The sequence below is a fragment of the Bacteroides acidifaciens genome (genome assembly GCF_903181435.1).
Classification (GTDB): Bacteria; Bacteroidota; Bacteroidia; order Bacteroidales; family Bacteroidaceae; genus Bacteroides.
In genome coordinates this window covers 614,278-632,207 of sequence record NZ_CAEUHO010000004.1, presented here as the reverse complement: position 1 = coordinate 632,207, position 17,930 = coordinate 614,278, and the positions used below count along the sequence as shown (strand labels likewise).

Annotated in this window: 12 protein-coding genes; 9 read left to right on the top strand and 3 right to left on the bottom strand. The window is 41.7% G+C overall.

Annotated elements, in window-relative coordinates; genetic code table 11:
• Positions 1-13 precede the first annotated feature (13 nt).
• Together CLIN57ABFB40_RS14540 and CLIN57ABFB40_RS14535 are read right to left on the bottom strand one after the other, a co-directional pair.
• Complete coding sequence (locus CLIN57ABFB40_RS14540; protein WP_175630762.1) at positions 14-3,157, bottom strand: SusC/RagA family TonB-linked outer membrane protein; 3,144 nt, start codon at positions 3,155-3,157, stop codon at positions 14-16.
• A gap of 365 nt (positions 3,158-3,522) precedes the next feature.
• Entirely contained in the window at positions 3,523-4,731 is a 1,209-nt protein-coding gene (locus CLIN57ABFB40_RS14535; RefSeq protein ID WP_175630761.1) for a glycoside hydrolase family 88 protein, read from the bottom strand.
• A 252-nt stretch (positions 4,732-4,983) separates the two neighbouring features.
• Here CLIN57ABFB40_RS14535 and CLIN57ABFB40_RS14530 point away from each other — a divergent pair, with 252 nt between their 5' ends.
• On the top strand, positions 4,984-9,042 hold the full coding sequence (locus CLIN57ABFB40_RS14530) for a two-component regulator propeller domain-containing protein (protein WP_175630760.1): 4,059 nt from the start codon (positions 4,984-4,986) through the stop codon (positions 9,040-9,042).
• 27 nt (positions 9,043-9,069) lie between these two features.
• Here the strand turns inward: CLIN57ABFB40_RS14530 and recO are convergent, their stop codons facing one another.
• A complete protein-coding gene (gene recO / locus CLIN57ABFB40_RS14525; protein WP_175630759.1) occupies positions 9,070-9,798 on the bottom strand; it encodes a DNA repair protein RecO in 729 nt (242 codons plus the stop codon).
• Between the two features lie 141 nt (positions 9,799-9,939).
• Between recO and CLIN57ABFB40_RS14520 the strand changes: the two genes are divergently transcribed.
• The 8 genes from CLIN57ABFB40_RS14520 to CLIN57ABFB40_RS14485 all read left to right on the top strand — a co-directional run bounded on the left by CLIN57ABFB40_RS14520 (position 9,940) and on the right by CLIN57ABFB40_RS14485 (position 17,765).
• The gene (locus CLIN57ABFB40_RS14520) at positions 9,940-10,899 is read left to right on the top strand and encodes a tyrosine-type DNA invertase cluster 3b (protein WP_175630758.1); all 960 of its coding nucleotides are present in this window, start codon (positions 9,940-9,942) and stop codon (positions 10,897-10,899) included.
• 349 nt (positions 10,900-11,248) lie between these two features.
• Positions 11,249-11,923, top strand: a complete 675-nt coding sequence (locus CLIN57ABFB40_RS14515; protein ID WP_175630757.1) for a DUF3575 domain-containing protein — start codon at positions 11,249-11,251, stop codon at positions 11,921-11,923.
• A gap of 22 nt (positions 11,924-11,945) precedes the next feature.
• Positions 11,946-12,995, top strand: a complete 1,050-nt coding sequence (locus CLIN57ABFB40_RS14510) for a DUF3868 domain-containing protein (protein ID WP_175630756.1) — start codon at positions 11,946-11,948, stop codon at positions 12,993-12,995.
• 12 nt (positions 12,996-13,007) lie between these two features.
• On the top strand, positions 13,008-13,571 hold the full coding sequence (locus CLIN57ABFB40_RS14505) for a DUF3575 domain-containing protein (RefSeq protein ID WP_175630755.1): 564 nt from the start codon (positions 13,008-13,010) through the stop codon (positions 13,569-13,571).
• 12 nt (positions 13,572-13,583) lie between these two features.
• The gene (locus tag CLIN57ABFB40_RS14500; RefSeq protein ID WP_175630754.1) at positions 13,584-13,775 is read left to right on the top strand and encodes a hypothetical protein; all 192 of its coding nucleotides are present in this window, start codon (positions 13,584-13,586) and stop codon (positions 13,773-13,775) included.
• A gap of 42 nt (positions 13,776-13,817) precedes the next feature.
• Positions 13,818-15,233 carry a tetratricopeptide repeat protein gene (locus CLIN57ABFB40_RS14495; protein ID WP_175630753.1) on the top strand — a complete coding sequence of 472 codons (1,416 nt, stop codon included), beginning with the start codon at positions 13,818-13,820 and terminating at the stop codon, positions 15,231-15,233.
• Between the two features lie 25 nt (positions 15,234-15,258).
• Positions 15,259-16,755, top strand: a complete 1,497-nt coding sequence (locus CLIN57ABFB40_RS14490) for an Mfa1 family fimbria major subunit (RefSeq protein WP_175630752.1) — start codon at positions 15,259-15,261, stop codon at positions 16,753-16,755.
• 32 nt (positions 16,756-16,787) lie between these two features.
• Positions 16,788-17,765 carry a FimB/Mfa2 family fimbrial subunit gene (locus tag CLIN57ABFB40_RS14485; RefSeq protein WP_175630751.1) on the top strand — a complete coding sequence of 326 codons (978 nt, stop codon included), beginning with the start codon at positions 16,788-16,790 and terminating at the stop codon, positions 17,763-17,765.
• Positions 17,766-17,930: the final 165 nt, after the last annotated feature.

Sequence of the window (17,930 nt, the reverse complement as noted above, 5' to 3'; positions counted from 1 at the left end):
TTCTATTTTTTTATTAAAAACCTACTTTCAAACCAAAGTTGAAAACCATCACCAATGGATAATTAGCTCTTGCAGCAGATTTCGACTCCGGGTCTATCACATCCAATTTATCAAATGTAAGCAAGTTATAACCGGTAGCATATACACGCAAACTACCTAAATGCATCTTATTCAAAATTTTCTTGGGGAAACTGTAACCCACTTCCACGTTTTTCAGGCGTAAGTAAGAAGCATCACGCAACCATAAATCAGAGTCATAGTAGTTATTACTTCTGTTTACAAAGGAAATTGCAGGATATTTAGCTGCATCCCCCTTTTGTGTCCAAGTATCAGTAACAAAATATCTCATCAATGAACGTTGGTTAGTCTGCCCGAAAGGATAACGGAAAACGTCGTCCAACATACGCGAAGTCTTGGCAGCACCCGCCCAAGTCATACTAACGTCAAATCCCTTGTAAGAGATACCATAGTTTATACCATATGACAACTGTGGATAATTAGTATTACCGATAGCCGTAATATCATTCTGGTCTATCTTTTTATCACCGTTCAAGTCCATATACATAACGTCGCCAGGTTTGGGAGTAATGCCATGATCAGGAATACCTCCATGTCCCTCGGTAGCATATCGTTCCACATCCTCCTCTGAAAAGTATCCTGCAAACTTACGACCAAAATGCTGACCGACAGATTTACCGGTACGTTGCATATAAGCATATGGATAAGTCACCTCGTCCATATAAATAATTTTGTTTTTGGTACGCGAGATATTAAAGCCGATATGATATCTCAGTTTGTTAATCTTATCTCTCCAGTTCACATTGATTTCATATCCTTTATTGTCTACCTTACCAATATTAGCGGTAGGAAGCGTCACAGCCAAGTAACCGGGATCAGTTCCACGAGAAGTCAGGATGTCACGGCGGTGTTCGATGAAGTAGTCAAAATTCACCTTCAATTTGCTATTAAAGAAATAAGCGTCAACACCATAATTCTGTTTAGCAGCCGTTTCCCAAGTCACATTAGGATTTCCTTTCTTTGCCTCGTTGGCACCCGTAGTAATAGAACTGCCACTACCGAAATAGAAACCACCATTGGAAGCGTTATATACGTCCGGCAGGTAGAGGAAACGAGAGTTATCGCTCACACGGTCATTACCTACGATACCATAAGATGTACGCACTTTCAGGTAGTCCATAAACGATTTTAGCGGCTTCATGAAATTCTCTTCTGATATTACCCATCCCACAGAGAAAGCAGGGAACAAACCGAAGCGTTTGCCCGGGGCAAAGTTCTCCGAACCGTTGTATCCCATATTTACATCAAACATATAACGGGTATTATAGTCGTAAGTAGCACGTCCCACCAAACCTATATAACTTCTCGGAATTGACAAAAATGCCGAAGGTCCGTTAGGATAATAAGTAATGGATTGATTATACATTACAAGTCCCGAAACATGGTGTTTACCGAAGTCACGTTTATAGTTCAGGGCAGCTTCTACATACCAGTCCTTACCACGACCGATAGATTCTTCATACCCTAATATGTTTTCTTCATCCACACGGCGAAGCAGTACCGATCCGTCAGATTGTATCAACGGCTCGTAATGAGGAGTTTTACCACGTCTTTTTTTAGTGAGAGATACAGAACTATTATAAGCCCCTTTCACATGAGCTTTCAAACCTTTGGTAATAAAGTTCAACTTCTGTTCTAATAAGAAATCGAAATTCAGCGTATTACCATAAGTCACATCATAACCTCGTCCATAATAAGTGTACATGGCATCGCGCATATCACCAAAAGAACTAGAAATATTACGTGCATCGGCCCACACCCATTTTCCGTCTACGATACCTGAACCGGAAAACGGAACAGCCCAATAAATACCACGAAAAATAGTTTCAATACTAGACAGCCCCGATTCTCCATCCACTCCCGGAGTGTGTTTGTCATTGACACGTCCACCTACATTCACACGAAGCTGTGTAGTCTTTGTCAAATCCACATCCAAATTCAAACGATAATTGTAGCGATTGTAGCTGTAATTGTCATCATAATCTTTTTGATAACAATTAAAGAGTCCGTCCTGAGTAAACACACCGAGTGACGCGAAATAGCGCACTCTCTGCGAACCGCCCGAAATGGTCAAGTTATGTTGCGTTTGCAAGGCTGTATTACGTACCAAATAATCCATCCAGTCCATATCCGGATAAGCTAGCGGATTACTCTGAGTGCGAAACCCTTCAATAGCTTCCGGTTTGAACGCCAGCTGGGCTTCGGTATATCCGTCGTGAAGCTGGGCATTATTATATGCCGTGGCATATTCATAACTATTAGCAAAATCAGGTAAGCGAGTAGGTGCCTGTAAAGCAAATGAAGTAGAGAAGCTAACTTTCGCTTTCCCTTCCTGCCCACGTTTGGTCGTCACCAAAATAACACCATTAGCACCACGTACTCCAAACACAGCCGTTGCAGAAGCATCTTTCAATACCGTAATATCTTCCACTTCATTAGGATCGAGTTGGAAGAAACTACGTTCTACTCCATCCACCAAAAACAACGGCTGAGACATGGATTCGTTCAATGACCCCACACCACGTACATATACTGTGGGATCGTCACTACCCGGCTGACCGGAAGTCTGGATGGCAGACAATCCCGGCATTTTACCAGCCAATGCATTACCAATACTTGATACCGGACTTTTCAATACGTCGTTTGTTGTAATAGACGACATTGCTCCTGTCACTGTCACTTTCTTGGTAGCACCATAAGCCACCACCTGTACTTCCTGTAACTCTTGAACATTTTCATTCAGTTCGATCTTTAAGGTGGATTCTCCGGTATACTTTATTTCTTTATCCTTATATCCCATATAAGATATAACGATAGTAGCACCTATCGGAACTTCCAGTTTAAAATTACCATCCACATCAGTAATAACCCCGCTGGTAGTTCCCTTTACAATTACACTGGCACCAATTACCGGACCATGACTATCAGTCACTGTTCCGTTAACCATTCTGCGATTCTGCTGCACAATAGGGCTTGCAACAGGACCCTCTCCCAACACACTATTTCCTATAGGGAAAGCCATTTGTCCGAATGACAAAAACGTCGCCAATAGCCATACCTGCTTCTGAGGTATTTTCATTGGAAAGAAGAAGTTTTCCATCTCTTTTAAATTTAAGTATGATAAAATATATTATTAAAAGGTTCTATCTATAATTCACAAAATTAAATAGTTTTTAGATATTAGAATCCATTTATTATTCAGAAGAAGGTAGCATATTATACACAACCGAAAATAAGGTATTTATGTACAAAAACGCCCCATAAACGAACAATAACGCCCCGTATTACAGCAGGTATTCTCCACAATCAAGCATGCAGGGCTATAGCTATTTTGCAGTAAATCCACAACTTGCATCCTAGTTCTTGGTGTTTTGCACAAAGAAAGCGCATCTCTAGTATTACGAAGAAAGGTTAAAAATGTGTTTTCATAATTAGATATATTCACTATTTTCCCCAATCCCTTTTACGTCTTAAAGCCTCCAGATAATAATAGTCAGCATAACTCAGAGGAACGTCTATCTCAGCGCAATCTGGGAAACTACCTACGGAATGCATCAGTAGAAAACAATGATTTTCACCGATTTCTGCACGATAAGCGGGAGAAGACAGAATTTTCATTATCTTATCCGCTGTTTCCTTATATTCCTTATTATTTGAGAAGACACTTAGCTCATACAGCGCCGAAGCTGTAATAGCGGCCGCTGACACATCCCTCGGTTCTTTGGGAATATTCAGCGCATCAAAGTCCCAGTAAGGTATCAAATCTTCAGGAAGATTTGAATTGGTAAATATAAACTCATATACTTTCTTAGCCTGATTTAAATATGCCAGACGATGTGTATACCGATAACACATAGTATAGCCATAAATAGCCCAAGCCTGCCCTCGTGCCCATGCCGAATCATCTGAATATCCCTGTGCCGTACAACGTTTAAGCACTTCTCCTGTTTCCGGATTGTAATCTACCACATGATACGAACTTCCATCTTCCCGGAAATGGTTCTTCAAGGTTTTATCAGCATGTGAAACGGCAATATTATAATAGGTAGAGTCACCGGACAACCGGGTAGCTTCAAACAAAAGTTCCAGATTCATCAAATTATCAATAATCACTGGACATTTCCATCCCATCTTTAACGGGCGTCCTTTGTCAGCATTCCAAGATTGAATGACATCCGCATTCGGACGAAAACGTGTAGACAAAGATTTGGCAGCCTGTACCACGACCGACGTATACTCCTCCTTACCTCCTAAACGCAAACCATTGAGGAAACTACAACCTATAATAAAACCAATATCATGATGCGAAGTATTATATTGTTCTTTATATAGGTATTCGGTACATTTCTCTGCTTTCTGCTTCCAATATTCATTACCAGTGAGATTATACAAATACCAAAGACTTCCCGGGAAGAAGCCAAGCGTCCAATCCCAGCCACGACGTGCATACACCATATTGCCCTTAGCGTTCACGGTACGAGGAATTAAGATTTTATCATTCTTTTCAAGAGCATCCATCTGCAAACTATATTGAATAGCGGCATGCTCAATGTTCGTTGAAATAAAATCTTTCTGTCCTTTAACTCCCACACAAGCAAACACTGAAAAGAGAAAAAGACCAATACACGTACGAACTAAAATATTACTTTTCATAATCAATCAACATTTTATTAACTTGCTAACTACGCCATACAAAAGTAAAGAATAAAACAATATTAGAAGGGCAGTATATATACACGAAAGGAATTCTAAACATACAAAATAAGTCCAATCGGAAAAAATGAACAAAAATAACATATAAATTGGACAATAAAATACCCAACAACACAACATCACACTTTCCCCCTCACGACAAAAAAGCTATATTTGCAAATCTTAATATAATGATTACTATACCTAAAGATTATGAGAAACAAAATCTTTTTAATCTGTTACTTCCTATGTGTACACATACTTACATGTAGTACACAAAGCATATCTTTCCGACATTTGACTACCGATAATGGTTTATCACACAACTCCATTATTTCTATATATCAGGATGAACGAGGATTTATGTGGTTCGGTACACGAAATGGAGTCAGTTTATATAATGGAAAATATTTCAAAATTTATCAAAAGGAGAAAAACAACTCAAATAGTATCTTATACAATGATATTTATCACATCACAGGAGATCATAACGGCCACGTTTATATCATGACTAACAGAGGGATTTCCGCTTATGACATAGAAAAAGGGCAATTTACTCCTATCATAAAGAAAAGCACACGGGCAGAATTCTTTTCTAAATATCTATACGTTGCCACTTCAAACCAAATATTCAAGTACGATGGAATAAAATTCGATTTGTTCTATAAGATGACTCAAAATAATAGCGTTATTCAAAGATTATACGTATATAACGACTCTGTCTTCATAGGAACCAATAAAGGGCTTTATATACTCGACCCACAAAAGACACTAACCCAACCTATCAAAGAAGGAAATATCTCCGATATCATCAGAGATTCTTCCGGTTACTATTGGATAACGACCAAATCAGGACACGGAGTGTACTGCATACAAGGCAAACAGATAAACATTTTTTTGTATGAAGCGGATGATCCTTCCACCATCAGTTCCAACTATACACACAGGTGTTGCGAAGACAAACAAGGAAATATATGGATAGGAACTTTCAACGGACTTAACAAGTATGACAAACAAACCAAAAAGTTCACCCGTTACGAGAAAAAAGAAAATAGCAAAAGCTTGAGCAACTCTTCTATTTGGGGGTTATATTGCGACTTACAAGGAACCATCTGGGTAGGAACATACTCCGGTGGAATCAACTATTTCAATCCACAGAAGCAAATTTATCGTGAGTATCAAGCCTCTTCCAAGGAAAAAGAAGGTTTAAGTTCCCCTATCGTTAAACGTATGACTGAGGACGACGAGGGGAATTTATGGATAGGTACAGAGAAAGGGGGAATTAATAAATACATCCCAACTACCCAAACCTATCAATGGTATACAAATAAAAACACTCCCAACAATTATACAGGAAATGTAAGAGCAATCTACTACGACTCCATACAAAAAGTAGTGTGGACTGGTATTCATCTGGAAGGACTTAACAAATTGGATTTAAAAACCGGCCATTCTACCAATTATAAATATAAGAAAGGTGATAGAACATCTATTCCATCCAATCTTATTGAAGATATTTTACCCTATCAAGAACAATTAATTTTAGCAACTAACAACGGAATCGGTCTATTCAATCCTGCAACCGGAACATGTAAACCATTGTTCCACGATGAAGTGGCACTCAACAATACTATATCCACCTTTGGATTAACCCTCGACCACAAAGGTATTTTATGGATAACCAATAATAACAATGGAGCCTGCGCCTATAACTTCAATACTCAAAAGCTGTCAATATACAAACATAAAAGCGCCAATGAACACAGCATCAGCAGTAACAGCGTCAATTCCATCTATGAAGACAGTCAAAACAGGTTATGGTTTTGCACTAATGAAAATGGACTGGATTTATACCGTAGAGAAACGGACGACTTCGAAAACTTTGATATGAGCAAAAACGGCCTGGCAAGTAATATTATTTACAACATTTGTGAATTATCCCCCAATAGGCTACTTATAACTACCGACAAAGGGTTCTCCATATTAGACTATCAACAAAAAAAATTCAAAAATTATGAAGAACTCCCATTAAGCTGTATTAACGAGAATGCACTTTACAAAAATAAAAAAGGAGAAATTTTCATTGGAGGAACCACTGGAATTATTTCGTTCTTTGAGAAAGAACTTGAAGAGTCTCCTCGTTCTTACCGTATATATCCATTCCGACTTATCGTGAACGGAAAAGACATCAATGTAGGAGATAAAGACAGCATATTGACTAGAGACATAACTTATTCTCCAAAAATCACTCTTAAATCTAATCAAAATATATTCAGTATTGAGTATACCACAACAGACTACATACCTTTCAATAAAGATAAAATCATATACCGTCTGGAAGGTTTCTCTAATGCATGGAACAGTCTGGAACAAAACGTTATTACGTACACCAACTTAAACCCTGGTAAATATACATTAGTTGTCAAAGCCAAAGACATCAATGAAAGTCTAGTTCCACCAAGCAGATTGCAGATAGAGATCTTACCTCCTTTCTATCGTACGATATGGGCATACCTAGTATATCTCATATGTATTGTAGGTATTGCATATTACCTTATACGCGCCTACCATCACCGGATCCAGCTACAAGAATCGCTGAAGTATGAAAAAAAGCATGCTGAGGATATCGAAAAACTCAACCAAGCCAAACTACGCTTCTTCACAAACATTTCACATGAGTTCCGCACCCCTCTTACACTCATCATCGGACAAATGGAAATGTTATTACAGATACGTTCCATCGCTCCCAATGTCTATAACAAAATACTGGGAGTGTACAAGAGTTGTTTACAGCTGAGGGAGCTTATCACCGAATTACTTGACTTTCGCAAGCAGGAACAAGGTTACATGACTATCAAGGTTAGCGAGCACAATGTTGTGGACTTCGTATATGAACATTATCTACTCTTTCAGGAATATGCAGTACAACGCCAGATTACTTTCAACTTCGAAAAGAGTAGTGATACCATCAATTTATGGTACGATGCCAAGCAGATGCAAAAAGTGATAAACAATCTTATCTCCAACGCCTTTAAACACACAAACGCGGGAGGAATAATTTCCATATCTGTCCGGAAAAGAAATCAGGAAGTCCTCATTGACGTAACAGACAATGGTTCGGGAATAGCAGCCAAAGACATCAACAATATCTTTACTCGTTTCTATCAAACGGAACAGTTGGATTCTCTGTTCTATGTAGGTACCGGTATCGGTCTTTCGCTTTCCAAAGGTATAGTCGAACTACATCATGGAAGTATTGAAGTTTCCAGCGAATTGGGAGAAGGAACCACTTTCTGCATACATCTGAAAACAGGAAATGAACACTTCACATCCGAACAGTTCTGTGAAACAAAAGATACATTTGCATTTAATGAAATTAACGAGTTAAATGCAGAGTTCCAGCAGTCTTTATTATTTGAACAAACGGCTTCAAACAACGATAGCCGACTAAAGGAAAAAGAATATAAAATTCTTATTGTAGAAGATAATGATTCATTAAAAGAAATGATATCTAAAATATTTGAAGAGTTCTATATTGTCATTACCGCCTCCAACGGCAAGGAAGGACTGGAGAAAGTACGATCCGAAAATCCCAATATCGTGCTCAGCGACATCATTATGCCGGAGATGTCCGGTACGGAACTTTGCCAAGCCATTAAAGCCGATTTTGACACCTGCCATATACCCGTAGTTCTACTCACAGCCAAAACTGCCATCGAACACAATCTGGAAGGATTAAGAATGGGAGCGGATGATTATATTACCAAACCATTTAACATCAACATCTTGTTGTCCCGCTGTAACAATCTGGTCAATAACCGAATCATGCTACAAGAAAAGTTCAGCAAACTGCCGCAAGAAAACATACAAATCCTGACCAACAATGTGATGGACAAAAAGTTCATGGATAAAGTTATGGAAATTATCGAACAGGAGATGGAGAATGGAGATTTCAATGTAGATATGCTGGCAACGCAAATGAGTATTTCGCGTACAAAGCTTTTCTCCAAGTTAAAAGCCATCACAGGACAGACACCTGCTGATTTCATTATGACCCTCCGCCTGAAACGTGCAGCATTCTTACTGAAGAACAACATGGAACTGAATATTGCAGAAATATCAGACCAGGTCGGTTTCAATGTACCCAAATATTTTAGTAAATGCTTCAAGGAAAGATATCACATCACCCCACAAACTTACCGGAAAGGCGATATCCCCCTCTCCGAAAATGAGGAAACAACCAATAATCTTGATTCCAAGATGCAAAACTAAAATTATCTAATACAATTCTGGCAATGTTTAATCAAACAATTCCTTCAGTACTTCCAGTGATTTCAAAGCCGGGAAGTCCGGCAAATGCAGGCTATAATAATCATTGATAGTAGTCAGACAGCGGGTGCGTTCCGCACGGCTCATGCCGAAAAGATGCATCGTCTCATAATTCATACGCATCAGTTGCCGAAGTCGCCCGGCTTCTTCAGGATTAATATAAGATGAATGTAACTGAGGACGAATCGAAGTGAAACAAGCATTCAGCAAGTCGAAATAATCACCGGTATGATAATCGTCGAGATTAGGATAAAGCCCCAAAAATCGGGAAAGCCTCATCAGAAAGACCAGATGGAAATTGGCAAAGCCCTCGCTACACTCGTCCAGCCAAATAATAGAATGTTGCAGATAGGCAAACAACGGACGGTTCTCCGCCTCTTCGCGGACAGCCCGATAAAGAAATTCAGCCAAGAAAAGCGCCATCGAAGACTTATACGGGTCATAAGGAATGGACGAAAAAGGATAAAAAGACTTCGCCTCCTTCACCCGATAGAGTGTAGCATTCGGTCTGTAATCCGCTTCAAATTCGATAAAAGATAACGGCTGAAACAGAACAGATTTCACCGCAGCCTTTCGCGAACGGGGTACTGCCACAAAAAAAGAAGCCCTGCCGGACAACTCCGTATACATATCTACAATGATAGACGTATCATTATATTTTAACGTATGAAGAACTATTCCTTTTGTTTTTTGCAGCATAATAGACTACCTTATTGTCAATCCGGAACAAAATTACAAAAAATTACATGGCAATCGGAGAGTTTTCATAGGCATTAACAACAAAAAAGATAACTACTTTTGTTATACTCCTTGAGTAATAAAATAAAGATGAACAAGCTTATGAAACAGAAAAGCAACAAAAATGGATTTATCGTATGTGCCAAAGCGTACATACGGAAGCTACAGGAAGAAGGGCGCTATTCGACAGCGCACGTGTACAAGAACGCAGTTCTCTCATTCACCAAGTTCTGTGAGACGCCTGGCGTATCATTCGCACAAATCACCCGCGACAGCTTGCGGCGCTACGGGCAATATCTTCACGAATACGGGTTGAAGCCGAATACTGTCTCCACCTATATGCGCATGCTGCGCAGCATTTACAACCGCGGTGTGGAAGCTGGTATCGCCCGTTTTATCCCCCGGTTATTTCGTGATGTGTACACAGGAGTAGATGTACGACAGAAGAAAGCACTGCCACCCGACGAATTGCATACGCTTCTCTACAAAACTCCCCAGTCCGAACACTTGACCCGTACACAAGCCATCGCACGACTGATGTTCCAGTTCTGCGGCATGCCGTTCTCTGACTTTGCGCATATGGAGAAATCAGCACTTGAACAGAACGTTCTTAGATACAACCGTATAAAGACAGGAACGCCTATAAGCCTTGAAATATTGGATATGTCGAAGAAGGAAATGAACAAACTACGCAACAACACTGCGCCGAGAGATAATTATCCCGATTATCTGTTCAATATCATGAAAGGCGACAAGCCGCGGAAAGACGAGAGAGTTTATAAAGAATACCAATCGGCACTCCGCCGGTTCAACAACCAACTGAAAAGCCTGTCGAGAGAATTGCGACTGAAATCACCTGTCACTTCATATACTATCCGCCACTCCTGGGCAACAAACGCAAAGTATCAGGGAATCTCCATCGAGATGATTAGTGAATCACTAGGGCACAAATCAATCAAGACCACACAGACCTACCTGAAAGGCTTCGGATTGAAAGAAAGGACAGATGCCAACAAATTGAATTGTTATTACATAGCATCTTACAGCGGAGAGAGCCATTAATCCATAATAAACTAAGAACAAGCACTTTACCAACTCTGTTACTTCTTAGGTAACGGATATAAATACGACACAAAGATATATAAAAAGAACTTCACCATCCAAATAAATCGTATCTTATTTTATTTTTTTTCTTTGAAAAATAAAATAACAGGCAAGAACACGAAGCAGATTTCTTTCATGTTCTAACCATCTATTGCCGAACGTCGGACTAATTCCCATCCGAAATCATTCAAGTATATTTTATTTATAAAAGACCACTGTCTTTTTCCTGTTTTATCTTCAGATACATTTGTCATGCAAATAGAATTCCGTTACCTAAGAAGTAACGGATACACATAAAGAAAAAGTTATGACACACAAACCTGATACAGCTAAATACTCGCACCCGTTCGCGGGCGGAAGATGGAAGTTTGCGACAAGCATAAAACAAATGCCGGTCGTCCTTTTCATCTTTATCGGATTCATCCTGCCTGCATCCAACCTATGTGGACAGAACATAGCCGTCAAGAGCAATCTGCTCTATGACCTTACCAGTTCATTCAATCTCGGAGGTGAAATACGCTGTGACGATACACATACCCTCAGTCTTTCCGTCAATTACAATCCGTGGAGTTTCAGCAACAATAAGAAAATGAAGCATTTCCTCGTGCAACCGGAATACCGTAAATGGTTCAACGAAGCATTCGCAGGAAGCTTTATCGGGCTACAGCTTCATTATGCCTTATTCAATTTCGGCGGAATGCTTCCCTGGGGATTCGGAGATGGAAAGATGCTGGGTGTAGAGAACCGACACATCACCAACAACCGCTATCAAGGCAATCTGGCGGGGTTCGGCATTTCCTACGGTTACCAATGGATGATTAGCCCGCAATGGAATCTGGAAGCGGGTATCGCATTGGGATACGCCCATCTCAATTACAAACGCTACGGGCAATCCGCAGGCGCTCCCCTGATAGAAAAGTCAAATTGCAACTATTGGGGAGCTACGCAAATAGGAATATCAGTCGTGTATTTCATCCAATAATCCAATTTAATAAACGCATAAAATGAAAACGAAAACACTCATCTTGCTCGGTCTATTGATATGTAATCTGCTTCCGGCACAGAACGTCAAGCTGGATATCAAGCCCCATTTCCTGGGAGTACGGGCAGACTCATTACTCCTTTCGATGGACGTATCGGTAGAAATCGAGGATATGAACCCGAAGAATGCCGTCATACTGACACCTGTCCTGACCGGGCAAGACCACAGAATACAATTACCGGCCATCCAACTGAACGGCAAACAGAAGCAGAAATTATATTTGCGCAACCAGATACTGCGCAAGAAGAAGGGCAGTAAGGCAGACGACGCTGCCTATCTTGTAGCTGGTATCGACGATAGCCATTCACGCACCATCAATTACCGCACCGCATTGCCGGCAGAAAACTGGATGAACGACGCCACGCTCTATTTGAGAAGAACGATTGTCAGACCCGAAGGCGAACAGACACTGAAAGATACGCTAATCATCGCACCGCAATATGCAGTGCTTCCACCGAATATGGGCAATACGGCTATCCAGGAAGTCTCCTCTGCGGCAACAGCAGACAACAGCACAACTCCTTCTGTTGTCCCAACAAGCAAAAAAACGAGGTATAAAGGTTCGTATGTCTCGCCGTCATCGGATGATGTGGATATCCGCAATCAGAAAGAGTTGAACTTCAATCTTGAGGAAGCCAAGATTATGGCTGACATCAATCCGCAGATGTTATCACTCCGCGAACTGTACACGGTAGCCTTATCATATGCGGATAATAAGGCGAAGTTTTATCAGATTATCAATATCAGCGTGAAACTGTATCCTGTACACCCCGTTGCCAACCTCAATGCGGCGGCTGCCGCCATTGAGCAGGGAGATACGAAATCCGCAAGCAAGTTTCTTTCCATGGCATTGCACGAGGGACTTGCCTACAAGAGTTGCCGGGGTGTATATGAGTTGATGACCGGAAATACATACGAAGGCATCCGCATACTGAAAGCCGCTAAGGCGGAAGGTTCCGAGGAAGCTGCATACAATCTGAATGTTTTTTTTGAAAATAATAAACGGCATTAACTGGTAGATACAATGAGATATATTTTACTCCTGTTCCTATTATTTGGTTGTCTTGACGGTTATTCGCAGAAAGTAGCCGTCAGACTCAACACACTTCCCGCCATTGACGGAGCTTTCGGAGCCGGAATCTCTTATGCCATAGGGAATAAAAGCACCGTCGAACTGGCAGGAAGCCTGCGACCATGGAAACGGAGCGAGATGTACGTGAACCGTTATTGGGTGATTCAACCCGAATATAAATATTGGACTTGCCAGAAGTTTAACGGCCTGTCTTGGGGAATCTATCTCAATGGAGCGCAATTCAATGTCGGTGGGAAAAAGCTGCCTTTTGGTATATTCTCTGACCTGAAGAAGTACCGGTATGAAGGGTGGCTTATAGGAGGCGGCATTAGCTGCGGCTACCATTGGATGCTGAACGATCATTGGAATGTGGAAACGAGCTTAGGAGTGGGATACGATTATATTCATTATAAACAATACAACTGCGTCAGGAAATGTGCCGGAGTACGTAACAAAGGACATCATCATTACATAGGGCCTGCCAAAGCCTCAATAAGTTTAGTTTATCTATTTTAAGAAGAAAAAGGTATGAGAAGTTTATGGAAAGTTTGGTTTTCAAAAAGAAGGAACATATACGTCCAGATAGCACGCAAGCACCACTCCACTCCTTGGAGAGTATATCACTTGGGACATGGTGGCGTAAGTAAGAACAAGAAGGATATAAAGATATTGGAAGAATTACAACAAAGCGGAATAATTTCCCAGATTTATCCCTGGTGATTATTCTCACACTGAAATGAAGAAATACAGATTATTACGACAATGAAGACAGGAGGAATTTTTATTATCGCGGTCATTCTATCTCTTTCGATACAAGCCCAAACTGCTGTAACGGGAGAGGCGGGGACTGTCCGCACAACTACTTCCAGTCTGTACAAGGCAGGGAAAGAGTTGGTGGTTTCTATTTCGATGGATATCACCCGCGACCTCTCGTCCAATGAATCAGTGGTGCTGGTTCCCGTTGTCTGTGACAGTCTGGAACATCGGTTGGAACTGCCACCCATATATATCAACAGCCGGAAACAACACATCATATTCCTGCGGGAGACAGGCAGGAAAGATAAGGCAGCCCGGGCATTGCAAAGGAAAAACGGGGATAAGCAAACGATGCATTATCTGCAATCCGTCCCATTCGAGCAATGGATGAACCAAGCTACACTCACACTGGTAGAGAAGAGTTGCGGTTGCGGCATTCCCGGTACGGAAGATTTCACCTGCATTGCCCGCCTGCATCCGCAATCAACGCCCGTTCCGCAACTTGCCTTCCTGACTCCGCAAGTTGAAACGTCTAAAATCAGGACGGAAAAAGGGTCGGCATTCATTGACTTTCCGGTGAATGTGACCGCTATTCATAAAGAATTCAGCAATAATGCGGCAGAGTTGGATAAAATCATCGAAACGATCAACACCATCAAAGGAGACAGCAACGTAAGCATCACACACATCAACATTCATGGGTATGCGTCGCCCGACGGCCCTTTCCGGATAAATGAGCGGCTGGCCCGCGAACGTACCCGGGCATTGAAGGAATATGTAGCCCGACTATATACTTTCGACAACACATACATATACACCAATTATACGCCCGAAGACTGGGAAGGCTTTGAAGCCCTTCTGGGCGACACAGTTTTTCAGGACAAGGAAGCTATCATGAAAATCGTAACAAGCAACATTCATCCTGACCGTAAAGAAGGTTTGATAAAGTCGAAGTTTCCGGCATTCTACCGTTTTGTATTGAAACACTGGTTTGTCATACTAAGACATTCCGATTATACCATCGAATATTATGTACGCCCCTTTACGGTGGAAGAATCTCAAAAGATATTCGATACGAATCCCAAGAACTTGAGCCTGGAAGAGATGTTCCGCCTTGCGCTCACGCATACACCGGGAAGCGAGACATATAACAGAATATTTATGACTGCCGTACAACTATTTCCCGATAATCCGACGGCCAACCTGAATGCCGCCTGCATAGCGTTGACGCAAAAAGACACCAAGGCTGCGGCAGGGTTTCTCGAAAAAGCCCCTCCAGTGCCGGAAACAACACTAGCCAAAGGAGTCCTATGCTTTCTTCAGACCAACTATGAAGAAGCGGAAAAGCTATTCAGGCAAGCTAAGGATGCAGGATTGCCACAAGCGGATGATAATTTGAAACAAGTTTTAGAACTCAAATAATTTTTAATTAAAACTCTTAGTAAAAATGAAAAGATTCAAGAAGTTAGTGTCCCTGCTCTTATTTGCAGCAGTCACACAGTACAGTTGTATCAATGATGCGGATGTAGCCTTTTCTGACGAGACTCACGCTGATTCCAACGGCAACTTTGCCCTGTTTTTTGAAATCCCTAATGCAAACGGCACCCGTAGCGCCGAATCATCGGGCATAACCGAAACAGGCTCGAAAGAAGAGTATGCGGTAAAAAGCCTGACAGTCTATCTGTTCGACTCAACCACCAAAACCTTCCAAGGTCAATATGATCTGCAGGGAATCCGGCGGATTACAACAGACTCGGAAGAGATACAGTACACTGCCGACAAGATTACCGTGAAACCGGGTACCTACAATATCTTCGCCATTGCCAACGGAAAGGCTATCACCGGAGATATCAGTACACAAGACGCTTTCTTGAATGCAGTCGACGGCATTACATACAAGGAAGGAAAGATTCCAAGTGTACCCGCAAAAGGATTCGTAATGACAAACCGCGGTGCAGCCAACCTGAACATAGAAGTAAAGGAGCCGACAGATGCCAACAAGGTAACCTCTGTATCTATTGGTCTGGAACGCGCTGTCGCCAAAATCGAACTGACACAAAAATATGAGTCTTTCCCATTGGTGGATACAGACGGAGATGTTTATTGTACCATCAAGATCAACAACTTCAGAATGTTGAACTTAGCAACACAGTTCTATACTTTCCGTCACACTGCCGTATTGAATGAACTTCAAGAACCCGATTCATACACAGATGAAAACTTCGGCAACATCAACGACCAAAACGGTTATGCAATCGACCCCTATTTCTTCAAGAAAACAGTGGAAGGCGCCAAAGATTTCACCAATGCCGACGGCTTCTTCGCACAAGCATTAGTAGACCTGAATATTAACGACAGCAATTGGGCAGGCATGGCACAAGCAGGCAAATGGTCACATGTCTACTGCCTGGAGAACTGTATGTTCGTCAATGCACAATTAAACGCATACAGCACAGGAGTGATGTTTAAAGCGAACATGGAAATTGCCACCGACCGCGTTTTCGATGAAAACGGTAACAACATCAACAATCCGTCCAACTGGCCGGCCAAAATGTTCTATTTCAATTACAACTTCTACACCAGTGTAGACGCTATCCGCAAACAAGCTCTGAACAACCTTCCGGATGATATCACTGACGATGCATCTACGGAAATCCTTGCCGGATACCAAATCAAACGTTTCTCGAAAGCAGAAAATTACTCATGCTACTACAACTACTGGATCAAGCACGAGGATAACAACAACGCTACAGAAATGGGTGTAATGGAATTCGGTATCGTCCGCAATAATATATACCGCCTGTCTGTCAGCAAGGTGGCAGGACTCGGTAGCGGAGAACCTTACATCGACCCGGAACAACCGGACGAATACAAGGCCGAGCTAGATATCAATCTCAATGTTTTTCCATGGGTCGTACGTAATCAAGATGTAGAACTTGAATAAGCGTCCGGCCGTCTGAACTAAAATCAATTTAAATGCGTTCATTTCTACTACATATTATTTGCGTTGTCGCGTTGTTCTCGTCCTGTGACTGGGTGAACGACGACTTGTCAGATTGCCCGACAGGAACTTGGCTGAAAATCTCGTACACCCACAATATGATGAACGTAGACGCCGCGTCTACGCAAGTAGGCGACATCACCATTCTTGCTTTCGACAAGAACGACAAGTATGTGGATCGACTGGACGTAGACAGTATTACATTACATCAAGACTACTGCATGGTAAGAGTGCCGTTTCCCGCAGGGACTTATCACCTGCTCATATGGGGAGGGGTATCCGACTATCCGTATCAGCTCCCAAATCTCAAAGCTGAACGGACAGAACGGAAATCCCTAAACATATCGCTGGCATGTGACGAAAAGAACCAGTCCGACAGGAAACTAAACGCGCTCTTTCACAGTAGCCTTGAAAATATTACTATCAGTGAGGAATATCAGGTCGTCACCGCCGAACTGGTGAAAAACACGAATTATTTCTCGTGTATCCTTCAGGATGAAGACAATCTCCCCCTTCAACAGGAGGACTTCGCCTTCACTTTGGAATCCGCCAACGGCGTAATAGACTATACAAACACTCCTGTCGGCACGACTCCGGTCTGTTATCTGCCGTATCGGCAGGAAGTGTCTGTAATGTCCCGACAGATTCCCGTCATTCATGCCAGACTGAATACACTGCGCATCATGAAAGGAGATGATACGACATTGTCAATAAAGCATATCCCCAGCGGACAGGTGATCCTGCGTCTGCCACTCACCCCCTATTTATTGCTATCGAAAATCTATCCTGATAATTTGGGTAATATAGGCGACCAAGAATATCTTGACCGACAGGATTCTTACACTCTCCTGTTCTTCATCAAGTCGTCAACTACGGGAATCCCGCGGATATGTCCGAGAATGAAAGTAAACGGGTGGAGTATACGGCTGAATGATTCCGAACTGGAGTCGTAAAGAGACTGATAAATAAGTTTATATACAATATACAGGTGAGATGTATAAAAAAAGGCTGCTGTGAAGTACCCGAGCGGGCTTTCGCCCTCTCGCATATAATGTTTCCCACTATATGCAAAATGCCCGATAAAACGGCATAACCCTTGAGAAGCCGTTTTATTGTTT